10 protein-coding genes and 1 riboswitch are annotated in these 13,329 nt (G+C 64.2%); of the genes, 4 read left to right on the top strand and 6 right to left on the bottom strand.

The features are described 5' to 3' along the window. Window positions 1–275 precede the first annotated feature (275 nt). The 6 genes from HMPREF2757_RS09165 to HMPREF2757_RS09190 form a co-directional block, all read right to left on the bottom strand. A complete protein-coding gene (locus tag HMPREF2757_RS09165; RefSeq protein ID WP_070575747.1) occupies window positions 276–899 on the bottom strand; it encodes a hypothetical protein in 624 nt (207 codons plus the stop codon). Window positions 900–1,152: 253 nt separating this feature from the next. Next, window positions 1,153–2,568: an L-serine ammonia-lyase gene (locus HMPREF2757_RS09170; RefSeq protein ID WP_070575750.1), complete on the bottom strand. Its 1,416-nt coding sequence runs from the start codon at window positions 2,566–2,568 to the stop codon at window positions 1,153–1,155. A gap of 131 nt (window positions 2,569–2,699) precedes the next feature. Then, a complete protein-coding gene (gene gcvH, locus HMPREF2757_RS09175) occupies window positions 2,700–3,098 on the bottom strand; it encodes a glycine cleavage system protein GcvH (RefSeq protein WP_070575753.1) in 399 nt (132 codons plus the stop codon). Between the two features lie 115 nt (window positions 3,099–3,213). Then, on the bottom strand, window positions 3,214–4,392 hold the full coding sequence (gene gcvT / locus HMPREF2757_RS09180; protein WP_070575756.1) for a glycine cleavage system aminomethyltransferase GcvT: 1,179 nt from the start codon (window positions 4,390–4,392) through the stop codon (window positions 3,214–3,216). 13 nt (window positions 4,393–4,405) lie between these two features. Beyond that, window positions 4,406–7,372 carry an aminomethyl-transferring glycine dehydrogenase gene (gene gcvP, locus HMPREF2757_RS09185; RefSeq protein ID WP_370919397.1) on the bottom strand — a complete coding sequence of 989 codons (2,967 nt, stop codon included), beginning with the start codon at window positions 7,370–7,372 and terminating at the stop codon, window positions 4,406–4,408. Between the two features lie 115 nt (window positions 7,373–7,487). Then, a riboswitch (glycine riboswitch) is annotated at window positions 7,488–7,586 on the bottom strand. An 89-nt stretch (window positions 7,587–7,675) separates the two neighbouring features. Next, complete coding sequence (locus HMPREF2757_RS09190; protein ID WP_070575759.1) at window positions 7,676–9,355, bottom strand: amidohydrolase; 1,680 nt, start codon at window positions 9,353–9,355, stop codon at window positions 7,676–7,678. Window positions 9,356–9,508: 153 nt separating this feature from the next. Here HMPREF2757_RS09190 and HMPREF2757_RS09195 point away from each other — a divergent pair, with 153 nt between their 5' ends. Genes HMPREF2757_RS09195 through HMPREF2757_RS09210 form a run of 4 tightly spaced genes read left to right on the top strand, consistent with a single transcriptional unit; the run spans window position 9,509 to window position 13,326 of the window. Beyond that, entirely contained in the window at window positions 9,509–10,492 is a 984-nt protein-coding gene (locus HMPREF2757_RS09195) for a siderophore ABC transporter substrate-binding protein (RefSeq protein ID WP_070575762.1), read from the top strand. Next, entirely contained in the window at window positions 10,489–11,442 is a 954-nt protein-coding gene (locus HMPREF2757_RS09200) for an ABC transporter permease (protein ID WP_070575765.1), read from the top strand. The genes HMPREF2757_RS09195 and HMPREF2757_RS09200 overlap by 4 nt, the downstream gene beginning before the upstream one ends. After that, entirely contained in the window at window positions 11,435–12,574 is a 1,140-nt protein-coding gene (locus HMPREF2757_RS09205) for an iron chelate uptake ABC transporter family permease subunit (RefSeq protein WP_083318869.1), read from the top strand. Before HMPREF2757_RS09200 ends, HMPREF2757_RS09205 begins: the two co-directional genes overlap by 8 nt. Then, the gene (locus tag HMPREF2757_RS09210) at window positions 12,571–13,326 is read left to right on the top strand and encodes an iron ABC transporter ATP-binding protein (protein ID WP_070575769.1); all 756 of its coding nucleotides are present in this window, start codon (window positions 12,571–12,573) and stop codon (window positions 13,324–13,326) included. The genes HMPREF2757_RS09205 and HMPREF2757_RS09210 overlap by 4 nt, the downstream gene beginning before the upstream one ends. Window positions 13,327–13,329 lie beyond the last annotated feature (3 nt).

The raw sequence follows: 13,329 nt of genomic DNA on the forward strand, positions 1-13,329 counted from the left end.
AGCTGAAACGCTGACGCCGAGGCGTTGATGCAGTCACATCGGCGCTGAAGCTGAGGCAGTCACGCAGAGCGGGGCTCGGGTGCATGCCCGGGCCCCGCTTCTGTGTGTCCCTGCGCCGGGTTGACGGCGGCTGGGTTGACGGCGGCTGGGTTGGCGCGCCTGGTGGGTGCCGCATTCACACGCCAGACTCACGCGCTAATGCAGAGTCACGCTTTAATGCGGCGCATTTGCGCGTGAGAACGCAGTACACCGCAAAGCCGCACTACGGGGCAGGCTTACAGCACCTGGGCGGCGACCGCGCTCACGGCGGCCAGCGCCGCGCATACAGCCCACGGCGCCCACAGGCAGCGCACCCGCACGCCGCCGGAGTCTTCCGGGGAAACACCAACCCCATGCGAAGCGCCGTTCCCCTGCCCGCCAGGCGCACCAACCGCGCCATCGCCACTGCGAGCTTCAGCCGCACCGCCTCGGGCGTCGGCGGCTCGGCTGCGGATGAGAGTCGATGCGTCGTGCGCAGCATCCGGGCCGGCAAACCTGCGGTTGCGCTCCGGCCCCGCCCATGCTGAATAGGTGCGTTCATCCGTCGTCACTGTCACCACGGACCGAACCTGAACATCGCGAACCGCCGCGTAGGGCACGGTGATTTCCCGAATCGGCCCGCGCAGCACCAAGTGGTCATCCCGCAGGCGCAGGCACGGCTTGTAGATAAACGCCCATGCGGCTGTACACACGGCAAGCAGCGCCGAACCGGCAATGAGCCATAGGGCAGGTGTGCCCCGAAGAAGAGCATCGATCATGAAAATGCTCGCGACGGCAATGACCACTGCAGCCGTGAAGACGCTGAGCTTCGAGCGATAAACGTCGTCATTCGAACCAGCGCCAGCTGTCTCACCTGGCATAACAGCGGCCCTCCCGCATCAGTCGGCACCTCGACACTACAAGCCAACACCCTATTCTGTCCCGGCACCCGAGCCAGGCAGAATCACGCGCTAATGCAGCTTCACGCTTTAATGCGCTGCAGCAGCGCGCAAAGGCGCATTAAAGCGCAAATCCGCGCCTCGCCAACTGGCAACCCCGCCAACTGGCAACCCCGCCAACCGGACGCACCAGCCACCCGGCACCAACCGAAAGCCAGCTGCCACCCAACACCCATCAGCATTCAACGACGTTGACGGCGAGACCTCCCATGGCGGTTTCTTTGTACTTGTCCATCATGTCTTCGCCGGTGGCTTTCATGGTGGCGATGACCTCATCGAGGGACACGCGGTGGGTCCCGTCGCCCCACATGGCCATTTTTGCGGCGTTGATTGCCTTGCCGGATGCTATGGCGTTTCGCTCAATGCAGGGAATCTGCACGAGCCCGTTGATCGGATCGCAGGTGAGTCCCAGGTTGTGCTCCATGGCGATTTCGGCGGCGTTCTCCACTTGCATGACCCCTCCGCCGAGAACTGCGGCAAGACCTGCCGCAGCCATTGAGGAAGCTGACCCCACCTCGCCCTGGCAGCCGACTTCGGCACCGGAAATCGAGGCGCGCTCCTTGTACAGAACGCCGATTGCCCCGGCGGTCAGCATAAAACGAACGACGGCCTCATCCCGGCTCATGGGTGTTTCGGATGTGATGCCGCCGTGCCGGGCTCCGCCTTCGACACCGCGCACGTAGTTGAGCGCGTAGAACATGACCGCCGGAATGATGCCCGCAGCTCCGTTGGTCGGCGCGGTGACCACTCGCCCCGCACTGGCGTTCTCTTCGTTGACGGCAAGTGCTACGAGGTTGACCCATTCCTGGTAGTACTCCGGCCTGCGTTCGGGGTCTTCCTGCAGCAACCGCTGGTACCACTTGTGGGCGCGCCGGTGCACATTGAGGCCGCCGGGCAGAATGCCGTCGCGGGCCACCGAGTTCTTTTCGCACTCCTCCATGACGGAGTAGATGTGCAGCAGTCCCGCCCGGATTTCGTCTTCGCTGCGGTGGGCTTTTTCGTTTTCCAGCATCACCTGCCACACTTCGAGCCCGGATGCGCGGCACTGTTCCAGCAGCTGCGCTCCCGAGGTGAACGGATAGGGGGCTTCTGCCCTTTCCTCTTCCGCTTCCTGTTGAAGGCCGCCGTCGAGTTCGGACTGGCTGACGACGAACCCACCGCCGACGGAGTAGTAGGTTTCTTCGGCAATGACACCGCCGTCGGCGTCTTCTGCTTTGATTGTCAGCGCGTTGGTGTGGTGGTCGAGTACGGTCAGCGGACGTTTGACCATGTCCTTTTCACTGAATTCAATGTCCCACTTGTCGCCGAAGCGCAGCACGCCGGTCTGTTCGATCCGCTCGGTGCGTTCGCCGAAGTCCTCCGGCTGAATCTTTTCGGGTTCGCAGCCTTCGAGGCCTGCCAGGATCGCGTCGAATGTCCGGTGGCCGGCTCCCGTAGCTGCGAGCGATCCGAACACGTCAACTGCAAGCGATGCGGGCTGACGGTCGCCGACCAGCTGCACAAAGCGCGCGGCTGCCCGCATGGGCCCGACTGTGTGGGATGACGATGGGCCGACGCCCACTTTGAACAGATCAAAAACGCTGACGGTCATGTTTCCTCCCGTGTGCGACGCTGCACGACCAAGGTGGTGACGAGCTGGGGATGCCCGAGGTGGGGCGAGGGGGGACGGGGATGCGAGCCCGGACCGGGAGGGGGTCCGGTCCGGGCGGCCAGGCGTGCGCATCAGACGTGGTTTGCTTCTCCGTAGGCGGCGGCGTCCATGATGTCGCCGACTTCGGTGACGGAGACTTCGATGAGCCATCCCTCACCGTAGGGGTCGGAGTTCAGCAGCGACGGGTTGTCGTCGACGTCAGCGTTGACGGCGGTCACTTCGCCTGAAACGGGACAGTAGAGGTCGGAAACCGATTTGGTGGATTCGACTTCTCCGCAGACTTCGCCAGCGGTCACGGTGTCGCCGACCTCGGGAAGGTCTGCGAAGACGACTTCGCCGAGTGCGTCAGCGGCTACTGCGGTGATGCCGATGCGGACGGTGTTTCCGACGATGTCATCGCCTGTGGCGTTGATCCATTCGTGTTCTGCCGAGTACGAAAAGTTCTCTGGCAGCGGGGGCAGTTCAGCCATTGTGGGTTCCTTTCATTCAGAAGGTCTGGGGGTTGGGAGCCAGCCTGGATTCCGACGGTTCGTCATTCTGGTGTCAGCGGGCAGCCAACGGCGTCAGGGGCGCGCCGAACGGGCGTCAGTGGGCACCGCTGCTGTAGAAGGGCGTTTCGACGACGGTGAAGTCATAGGACTTTCCGCGGATGTCGACGGTCACGGCGGTGCCGGGTTCGGCGTGTGCCGTGTCGATGTAGGCCAGGGCGATGGGGTGGCCCAGGGTGGGTGACGGCTGGCCGGAGGTGATGACCCCGACTTCCGCTCCGTCAGCGAAAACGCCCGCTCCTGCGCGTGCGGCCCGGCGGCCCTCGGAGGACAGTCCGACGAGTTTGCGCGGCGTGCCTTCGGCCTGGTCGGCGTCGCCGAGCTTCTGCAGTGTTTCGCGGCCGTAGAAGTCGCCCTTGTTCTTGAGCGCTCCGCGGACCATGCCGCCGAAGCCCGCGTCAAACGGCGTGGTTTCGCGGGTCAGTTCGTTGCCGTAGAGCGGCATGCCCGCCTCCAGGCGCAGGGAATCGCGCGAAGCCAGTCCGCACGGCAGCGCGGCACCGTCGAATTCGGCTTCGTTGATGCTCATCAGCCGGTTCCACAGGGCGGCGGCATCGGCGTTTTTGACATACAGTTCAAAGCCGTCTTCGCCGGTGTAGCCGGTGCGCGCCAAGAAGACCTCAACGCCGTCGACTGCGATATTCGTCCACGCGTAGTATTCGAGGTCTTTGATCCTGGTGCAGTCTTCGCGGTCGTCGCACTCGGTGCTGCCGCACACGGCGGCCAGCAGGATGTCCTCCGACTTGGGACCCTGTACGGCGATGAGCGCAGTGTCATCGGATTCGTTGCGCACTTCGAAGTCCGCAGCTGCTCCGGCGGCTTTGGCCTTGTCGGCGCGGTCTTCGAGTGCGGCAACGACGGCCGGGGTGTTCCCGGCGTTGGGCACTATGAGGAATTCGCCGTCGCCCAGGCGGTAGGTGATGACGTCATCGAGGATGCCACCGGCCTCGTCGATGATGACGCCGTACTTGGCTTTGCCGTTCTTCATGATGGAGTAGCGCGACAGGAGCGCGTAGTCCATGAAGGCCGCGGCATCCGCACCGGTGATGCGGACCTCGCCCATGTGGGACAGGTCGAAGATGCCCGCGAATTCGCGGACGGCACGGTGTTCGGCCAGTTCGGAGCCGTATTTCAGCGGCATGTCCCAGCCGCCGAAGCCGGTGAAGTTCGCGCCGAGTTCGGCGTTGATCTGGTGCAGGGGCGTCTGCTTGGTCATGGGGTCTCCTCTGTCAGGCTTCGGCGTCGGCCGATTCGATGTCGAAGGCTTCTGGCGGCGGGCATTCGCAGACCAGGTTGCGGTCGCCGTAGGCGCCGTCGATGCGGCGCACCGGTGGGAAGTACTTGGTCAGTTCGAGGCCGGGCACGGGGAACACCGCGGTTTTGCGCGAGTATTTCTGGTCCCAGTCGTCCATGACGCAGGTTGCGGTGTGCGGTGCGTTCTTCAGCGGCGATTCTTCGTAGGTGTATTCGCTGCCGATTGCGCGAATCTCTTCGCGGATGGTCTTCATCGCCTGGATGAAGCGGTCGAGTTCGCCCTTGTCTTCCGATTCGGTCGGTTCGACCATGAGGGTGCCGGCGACCGGGAAGGCCAGGGTTGGGGCGTGGAAGCCGAAGTCGATGAGCCGCTTGGCTACGTCTTCTGCGGTTACCCCGGTTTCGGCGGTGATGGCGCGCAGGTCGAGGATGCACTCGTGTGCCACGAGACCGTTTTCACCGGTGTAGAGGGTCGGGAAGTCTTCGTGGAGTGCCTTCGCGATGTAGTTGGCTCCCAGCAGTGCCGAGTAGGTGGCTTCGCGCAGTCCGTCCGGCCCCATCATCTTCAGATAGGCGTACGAGATCGGCAGGACGCCGGCGGAACCGTACTTGGCCTGGGAGATCGGCAGCGAGGTGTAGTCCTCTGCCCCGCTGACGGCGCGGCTGTCGCTGGAATCACCGGGCATGAAGGGGCGCAGGTGTTCGCGGGCAGCAACCGGGCCCACGCCGGGGCCGCCGCCGCCGTGGGGGATGGTGAAGGTCTTGTGAAGGTTGAGGTGGCTGACGTCGCCGCCGAACTGGCCGGGTTTGGCCACGCCGACGAGCGCGTTCATGTTCGCACCGTCGATGTACACCTGGCCGCCTGCGTCGTGGATGGACGAGCACACGCGGCGCACATCGGATTCGTACACGCCGTGGGTCGACGGGTAGGTGATCATGATGCCCGAAAGCACATCGCGGTACTTCTCGATTTTGGCGTCGAGGTCGTCAAGGTCGATCGAACCGTCTTCTGCGGACTTCACAACGACCACTTTGAGACCTGCGAGGATGGCCGATGCGGCATTGGTTCCGTGAGCGGAGCTGGGCACCAGCATGACGGTGCGCTCGGGCTGGCCCTTGGACACGTGGTAGCCGCGGATGGCCAGCAGGCCTGCCAGTTCGCCCTGTGAACCGGCGTTGGGCTGAATCGACACGACATCGTAGCCGGTGACTTCGGCCAGCAGCTCTTCGATGTTGTCGATCAGCTCACGCCAGCCGGCGGTCTGGTCTTCTGGTGCCAGCGGGTGGATCGATGCGAAGCCCGGCCAGGTGATGGCTTCCATTTCGGTTGCCGCGTTGAGCTTCATGGTGCACGAGCCCAGCGGAATCATGGTGCGGTCCAGCGCGAGGTCGCGGTCGGCCAGGGTGCGCAGGTAGCGCATCATGAGGGTTTCGGAACCGTAGGTGTTGAACACCGGGTGGGTGAGGTACTGGGTGTCGCGCTGCAGGGCCTGCGGCACGCGGGGTGCGGGGACACCTGCTGGGCCGAAGGTGCCGGTGCCTGCGGCTTCGAATTCTTCCGCGTCGATGCGGCCGGTCGCTCCGAGAGCTTCCAGCAGCGTGTTGGCGTCAGCGACCGTGTGCGGTTCGCCGAAGCTCACACCCACGTGGGTGTCGTCGATCCGCAGAATGTTGATGCCTGCCTCGCAGGCGGCGGCAACTGCGGCGTCAGCGTCGGGCACGCGCACCAACACGGTGTCGAAGAAGTTCTCGGACACGGACTGGGAATCGCCGTCGAGTCTGTCTGCGAACGCTGTGGCCAGGCGATGTATGCGGCTGGCGATCTTCGCCAGGCCGACGGGGCCGTGGTACACGGCGTACATGGAGGCGACATTGGCCAGCAGCGCCTGTGCGGTGCAGATGTTCGATGTGGCCTTTTCGCGGCGGATGTGCTGTTCGCGGGTCTGCAGGGCCAGACGGTAGGCGGGTTTTCCGTCGGCGTCCTTGGACACACCCACCAGGCGGCCGGGAATCTGCCGCTTGAGCTTTTCGGTCACCGCCATGAAGCCCGCGTGGGGACCGCCGAAGAACAGCGGAACGCCGAAGCGCTGCGCTGAGCCGACGGCAATGTCCGCACCCTGCTGGGCCGGGGTGCGCAGCAGGGTCAGAGCAAGGAGGTCACACGCGAAGGTGACCATGGCAGACCGCTCCTTGGCGCCTCGTACGGCGTCGGTGAAGTCGCGCACGGCCCCCGTGGTGCCCGGCTGTGCGCAGACGATGCCGAACACATCTTCGCCGACCAGCCCCTGGGACAGGTCGGCGATCTGCACCTGGAAGTCCATGGCCTTGGCGCGAGCGCGGACGATCGCAATGGTCTGCGGGTGCAGTTCGGAGTCCAGAACCACCGCTGAGCCCTTTTTGTTGGCCCGGCGCATGAGCAGAACAGCTTCTGCGACCGCGGTGGCCTCATCCAGAAGCGAGGCATTGGCGATGTCCAGGCCGGTGAGGTCCTGGACCATCTGCTGGAAGTTGAGCAGGCCCTCCAGGCGGCCCTGCGAGATCTCCGGCTGGTAGGGCGTGTAGGCGGTGTACCAGGCGGGGTTTTCGACCAGGTTGCGGCGGATGACGGTCGGGGTGATCGTGTCGTAGTAGCCGCGGCCGATCATCTGCGTTTTCTGCACGTTCTTCGCGGCGAGTTCGCGCAGGTGGGCGAGCATGTCGACTTCCGACAGCGCCGCCGGTGTCTGCACGCCGTCGTCCTGGATGTTCTCCGGTACGGCGGCACGGGCCAGAGTTTCAAGCGAATCGAAGCCGACCGCTTCGAGCATCGCTGCGGTTTCGTGGGCGCGCGGGCCGATGTGGCGGTCGGCAAAGAGGCGCGCGGAATCACCGGTGAAAGCGGTGACGTGGGACAGAGCGGCAGTGGCGGCTTCCGGGGTGGCGGTGCGGTTCTCGAAAGTCACGGGCGTTCCTTGGGTTGGAGTCTTGCTGGCCAGCTGGCTCAGCTGCGGTCTCCTCCCCGCTCTGTTGCCGTGCGGTCGGCGGCGAAGCGCGTTCCGGCATCGGTTTCAGAGTCGCCTCCGCTCTTCAGTACTGGGCCTGAGAGTTTCCCGGGGAGGGGATTGCACCTACGGCGCCGACGCGATGGCTTCGCGCGGGCTCTCCCGAAGAGCGTGATGACGGCAGTTTGTGTGACCCATGATACTTAATCTGTGCGGTTGAGTCAGCCTCGCGCGTGTGGTCTTCCACAGCCCACCAGAGTGGCGTCAGCGGCTGAACCGCACCTGCCCGCCGACGATCGTGGTCTCCACCTGAGTGTCGCGGATGGCCTCAGCCTGTTCGAACAGGGCGTCCTCATCGGGGTAGGCAGTCGCAAAGGGCAGTGCGCCGTCGGCTCCTTCGCGCGCCAGCGGGTCAGTGTCGACGGCGATGAAATCGGCCTCCATGCCCGGAGCAATGCGACCGGACACGCTTTCTCTGCCGGCGGCATAGGCAGCACCAGAGGTGTGAGCGGCGATTGCGCGGTAGGCGCTCATCCGCCGCTGGGGCTGGTAGGTGCTCGACCGGTCGCCGCTGATGTCCGCCCTGGTCATTGCCGCGTACACGGCAGCCCACGGAGTGCTCGGCTCCACCGGGGCGTCGGATCCGAAGGCGAGCGCAACACCGGCGTCTTCCAGTTGCGTCCAGGCGTAGCCGGCGAGTGCCGCGTCCAGCGGAATCTGCGCCAGCAGGTGCAGGTCGGAAATGCAGTGCCGCGGCTGCATCGAGGCGATGACGCCGAGGGCGGCAAAGCGCTGAATGTCACCGGGCTGGATGAACTGCGAATGTTCGATGCGACGCCGCAGGGCACGACCCAAGCGCTTTTCTGCGGCACGGTGTTCAGCATCTGTTCGCGCGTAGGCGCTGAGCACCTGGTGGACGGCCTGGTCGCCGATGGCGTGGACGATCGGCACAATGCCTGCCCGGTACACCTCGACCATGGCCTGAGTCAGGGCGTCTTCCGAAATCACCTCGGCGCCGTAGTTGGGAGCCTCTTCGCCTTCGACCCGTGGGAAGGGCGAGGACATGTGGCAGGTGTGGGACCCGAGTGCTCCGTCGGCGAACAGCTTGAGCCCGCCGTGGTGGAACCAGGCGTCGCCCCCACCGGTGATCCAGCCGGAGGACTGTGCCCAGTCGAGCTCCCGCGGGCGGAGGTATTTGACCACCCGGATGTTCTGTTCGCCGCGCGCACCGAGTTCCTGCCAGGCCAGCCGCGACAGTTCGCCTTCGATTTCGTGCAGGCCCGTGAGCCCTTCGGAAAGCCACTTACGCTGCTGGATCTTCAGGGCGTCGGCAGCCGCCGAGGCGGACGGGTCCGGGATTACGGCTTTGATGAGGTCCGCAGCACCTTCGCGGATGATGCCGGTGAGCCGCCCTCCGGGTTCGCGCACGAATTCACCGTCGTGCGGGTCGGGGGTGTGCGGGCCGACTCCCGCTTCTGCGAGGGCGCGTCCGTTGACCCACAGGGTGTGGTAGTCGATCGACCACAGGGCAACGGGGTTGTGCGGGGCGGCTTTTTCGAGGAAAGCGCGGTCTGGCTGTGCGTCGAGACCCCATTTGGTGAAGTCCCAGCCGGCGCCGATGACCCATTCGCCGTCGGGCACCTGCCCCGCATAGTCGGCCAGTGCGGCCATTGCCTGATCAAGTGTTTCGGTGCCGAAAAGGCTGAGCTCTTCTGCCCCGAGCGCCTGTGACAGTCCGTGGATGTGGGCATCGACGAAGCCGGGCACTGCGACGGTCCCGCCGAGGTCGACGATTTCAGCGCCGACAGCGTGGGCACGCAGCTCAGGCGCCTCCCCCACAGCGACAATCTTTTCGTCCTCGACGAGGACAGCTGATGCTTGCGGCAGGGAGCGGTCGAAGGTGAGGAAACGGGCACCGAGAAACAGGCGACGGCGTGATGACATAGCCGCAAGTCTAGAACCCACGGCAGCACGACAGAGGCCAGGGCATTAGGTTAGGCTTTCCTTTCGGAAATACTTCGCCTATGCTGCGCTCGGGCCCGTTAGGTAAGCCTCACCTAACTTTCACTCTTCCGACACGGACATGAAAGAAACATCATGAAGACTGCACGACGCTTTGCCGCACTCATCAGTGCGAGCACCCTCGCACTGACCCTTGCTGCATGCGGCTCCGGCACCGCTGAGAACAGCCAATCCGGCAGCGCTGAAACCGTCAGCATCGAAACGAACGACGGCACCGTCGAGGTTCCGAAGAACCCAAAGAAGGTTGTTGCTCTGGACAACCGCTCTTTCCAGACGCTTGAAGACTGGGGCGTCAAGCCCGTTGCAGCTCCCCGCAAGATCGTTCCGAAGTCGCTGGAGCTGCGCGAAGACGAATCGGTTGTCGACCTGGGCAACCACCGCGAACCCGACCTCGAAGCGATCGTGGCCGCTGAACCTGACGTGATCATCACCGGTCAGCGCTTCACTCAGCACGAAGACAAGATCAAGGAGCTCGCCGGGGACACCCCGATCGTCGATCTCGAACCGCGCGACGGCAAGCCCCTGGACGAAGAGTTCAAGCGCCAGACCACTGCCCTGGGCGAAGTCTTCGGCAAAGAAAAAGAGGCTGACGAACTCGTCAAGAAGTTCGAGGACGCCGAAAAGGCAGCTAAGGACAGCTACAACAAGGACCAGACCGTCATGGGTCTGATCTCCACCGGCGGCAACCTCAACTACTCCGCTCCTTCCCAGGGCCGCGGCGCCGGCCCGCTGTTCGACATGGTCGGCCTGAAGCCCGCCCTTGACGTTCCGGAAGCCTCGGAAGACCACGAGGGCGATGACGTCAGCGTTGAAGCGATCGCCAAGTCCAACCCTGACTGGATCATCGTCATGGACCGCGATGCCGCCATCACCATGAAGGACGGCGAAAAATACCACCCGGCAAAGGACGTCGTTTCGAACTCCGCTGCTCTGAAGAACGTGACCGCCATCAAGGAAGGCCACGTGCTATACATGCCGGAGGACACCTACGTCAACGAATCCATCCAGACCTACACCAAGGCCCTTGAAAACCTCGCGGAGGAATTCAACAAGCAGTGACACGCCCTGCCCTGCTCACGTGGCGATTCGGCGCCGCAGTCGCTGTGACTGCGGCGCTGGTCGTCGCATCCCTGTTCGTCGGCGTCTTCGACATCTTCGGCGAAGGCGGCGCCGAAATGTTCAGCATCACACGCGTTCCCCGCACCCTGGCCCTCGTGCTCTCCGGTGCGGCAATGGCCATGTGCGGACTCGTCATGCAGCTCATGACCCAGAACCGCTTTGTCGAGCCGACAACCACCGGCACCACCGAATGGGCGGGGCTGGGCCTTCTGCTGACGATGATCATCGCCCCCGATTCGGGCCTGCTGGTCCACATGGCCGGGGCAATCGTCATGAGCTTCATCGGCACACTCATCTTCTTTGCCTTCCTGCGCCAGGTGACGCTGCGCTCATCCGTGATCGTGCCGATCGTCGGACTCATGCTCGGCGCTGTCGTCGGTGCAGTCTCCACCTACATAGCCTTGGCCACCGACATGCTGCAAAGCCTCGGAATCTGGTTTGCCGGATCCTTCACCTCGGTGCTCAAAGGCCAGTACGAACCGCTGTGGGTCGTCGTTGCGATAGCCATTGCCATCTTCATCGCCGCTGACCGCTTCACCGTTGTCGGGCTGGGCGAAAGCGTGGCCGTCAACGTCGGCATCAACTACAACCGGGTCATTCTGCTGGGCACCGGCCTGGTCGCCCTGGCCACCGGTGTTGTCACCGTCGTCGTCGGCAATCTGCCTTTCCTCGGCCTGGTGGTCCCGAATATCGTGTCTATGTTCCGCGGTGACGACCTGCGCTCAAACCTGCCGTGGGTGGCCCTCATGGGCATTGCCGCGGTGACTGTGTCAGACCTCATCGGGCGGATTGTCATCGCCCCGTTTGAGATCCCGGTCAGCCTGATTCTGGGTGTTGTCGGCTCAGTCGTGTTCGTTGCCCTCCTGCTGAGGAAGAAGTCTCGTGCCTGATACTCCCCGCTCCCTGCCGCCGCGGGTTTCGGCCAATGAGCGCCTTCCCGCCGGCCACCCCATCCTGTTTGAGGAGTGCCTGGTCGCCGACTCGATGCGGGCGGCCCCCGAACGCTTCTCCGGTGCTCTTCCCACAAAGGCCAAGAAGCGCCGCTACTGGATCATGATGGGCGTCCTGGGTCTGCTTGCCCTGGCGGTTACGGCCGCCACGCTGGCCTGGAAGAGCCCTGTGCCCATCAGTCACCCGGGTTTTTGGGCAATCTCACAGCTGCGGGCCTCCACCCTGCTGGTCATCGCCGTCGTCGCATTTGCACAGGCCACCGCGACTATTGCCTTCCAGACTGTGACGAACAACCGAATCCTCACCCCGTCGATCATGGGCTTTGAATCCCTGTACCGGCTTGTGCAGACCGCGGCGGTGTTCTTCCTCGGCGCCGGCGGCACAGCCGCACTGACCGGCACCGTGCCGTTCTTGGTCCAGGCGGCCGTCATGACCGGTGCGGCGGGTCTGCTCTACGGGTGGCTGCTCGGCGGATTCGGCCGGGGGCGCGATGTTTCCGGACACGACCTGCAGATCACCCTGCTCATCGGTCTTGTCCTCGGCGGCGGGCTGGGCGCCCTGTCCACTTTCATGCAGCGGCTGCTGACCCCGAGCGAATTCGATGTTCTCACCGCCCGCCTGATCGGCTCGATCGCCAACGCCGATGTGCGCTACCTGCCGATCGCCATACCGCTTGTGTTGGCAGCCGGCGGCGGACTGTGGGCCATGGGCCGCAGGCTCAACCTCATGGGGCTGGGCCGTGAGACGGCCGTGAACCTGGGACTGAACCACAAACGGCTCCTGATCGGCTCGCTGCTGCTGATCGCTGTGCTCATGGCAGTTTCCACCGCACTGGTCGGGCCGATGACCTTCTTCGGCTTCCTCACCGCGATGATCACCTACCAGCTGGCAGACACCTTCGATCACCGTCTGCTGTTCCCCATGGGCGTGCTCGTCGGCTATGTGATTCTGGCCGGTTCGCACTTTGTGCTCAAGAACCTGTTCTACGCCGAAGGCAGCGTGGGGATCATCATGGAGATCGTCGGCGGCACGTTCTTCCTCGTCTACATTCTCCGAAAGGGGCGCCTGTGATCAACCTGTCCGACGTCGCGCGGAAGTACGCTGACGACGTCTGCATCGGTCCGGTCAACCTGGAGATCCCGGCGCACGGCATTACAGCGCTGGTGGGCCCCAACGGGGCGGGCAAGTCGACTCTGCTGACGATGATCGGCCGGCTCATGGCCATGGACTCCGGACACATTACAGTTGCCGGCCATGATGTGACGACCACCAAAAGCGACGAACTGGCGAAGATCGTGTCGATCCTTCGGCAGGAGAACCACTTCGTGACCCGGCTGACGGTGCGCCAGCTGGTGGGCTTCGGCCGTTTTCCCCACTCCAAGGGCCGTCTCACCTCAAAAGACGAAACCGCGATCAGCGAAGCGATTGACTTCTTGGGGCTGAGCCGCTTTGAGGGCCGCTACCTCGATGAGCTTTCCGGCGGCCAGCGCCAGCGGGCCTATGTGGCCATGGTCCTGGCGCAGGAAACCGACTACGTCCTGTTGGACGAACCGCTGAACAACCTCGACATGCAGCACTCGGTGATCATGATGCGCCACCTGCGCCGCGTGGCCAATGAACTGGGCCGCACGGTCGTGATCGTGCTGCACGACATCAACTTCGCCGCCGCCTACGCCGACAGCATCTGCGCTGTCAAAGAAGGTCAGGTGGTCGAGTTCGGCCCGCCGGAGGACATTATGCGCAGCGAGGTCCTCACCCGCGTGTTCAACACTCCCGTCCAGGTGGTTGACGGGCCGCGCGGACCGCTGGCCGTGTACTACTGACCC

The sequence above is a fragment of the Brevibacterium sp. HMSC063G07 genome (assembly GCF_001810665.1).
Taxonomy (GTDB): Bacteria; Actinomycetota; Actinomycetes; order Actinomycetales; family Brevibacteriaceae; genus Brevibacterium.

Bases quoted from the DNA above. Each gene is read 5' to 3' on its own strand.
- HMPREF2757_RS09165 (WP_070575747.1), bottom strand. From the start codon at position 899: ATGCCAGGTGAGACAGCTGGCGCTGGTTCGAATGACGACGTTTATCGC.
- HMPREF2757_RS09170 (WP_070575750.1), bottom strand. From the start codon at position 2,568: ATGACCGTCAGCGTTTTTGATCTGTTCAAAGTGGGCGTCGGCCCATCG.
- gcvH (WP_070575753.1), bottom strand. From the start codon at position 3,098: ATGGCTGAACTGCCCCCGCTGCCAGAGAACTTTTCGTACTCGGCAGAA.
- gcvT (WP_070575756.1), bottom strand. From the start codon at position 4,392: ATGACCAAGCAGACGCCCCTGCACCAGATCAACGCCGAACTCGGCGCG.
- HMPREF2757_RS09190 (WP_070575759.1), bottom strand. From the start codon at position 9,355: ATGTCATCACGCCGTCGCCTGTTTCTCGGTGCCCGTTTCCTCACCTTC.
- HMPREF2757_RS09195 (WP_070575762.1), top strand. From the start codon at position 9,509: ATGAAGACTGCACGACGCTTTGCCGCACTCATCAGTGCGAGCACCCTC.